1 protein-coding gene is annotated in these 455 nt (G+C 71.6%); it reads right to left on the reverse strand.

All coding sequences use genetic code 11. The annotated features are described in order from the left end of the window. Positions 1-455 (reverse strand): AMP-binding protein (locus tag U5775_RS39060; protein ID WP_322063454.1); only part of this gene is annotated, 455 nt, incomplete at both ends.

Genomic DNA, 455 nt, shown 5'->3' on the forward strand with positions numbered 1-455 from the left:
AACGGATCCGGCACGAAACGCTCCGCCGTGAGCGCCGCGCGGTCCAGATACCCGCGCGCCAGCCCCGCCCCGCCCAGATACAGCTCGCCTGCCACGCCACGCGGCGCCAGGTTCAGCGCCCCATCCAGCACGTACGTCTGCACGTTCGCGATCGGACGGCCGATCGGCACGCTCCCGCCATCCGCTACGCAGGTCCAGTGCGTCACGTCGATGGCCGCCTCCGTCGGGCCGTAGAGGTTGTACAGCCCCGCACCCGGCAGCAGCGCCAGCGCCCGCTGCGCCAGATCGGCGGGCAGCGCCTCGCCGCTGCATACGATGCGTTTCAGGCCCGTGCATCGCGCGGCGTCCCCGTGCGCCACGAACGCCTGAAGCATCGACGGCACGAAATGCAGCGTCGTCACGCCGTGCCGTTCAACCAGCGCAACGAGCCGCGCCGGATCGCGATGATCGCCGGG

Origin of the sequence: Paraburkholderia sp. J63, assembly GCF_905220245.1 — a bacterium.
Classification (GTDB): Bacteria; Pseudomonadota; Gammaproteobacteria; order Burkholderiales; family Burkholderiaceae; genus Paraburkholderia.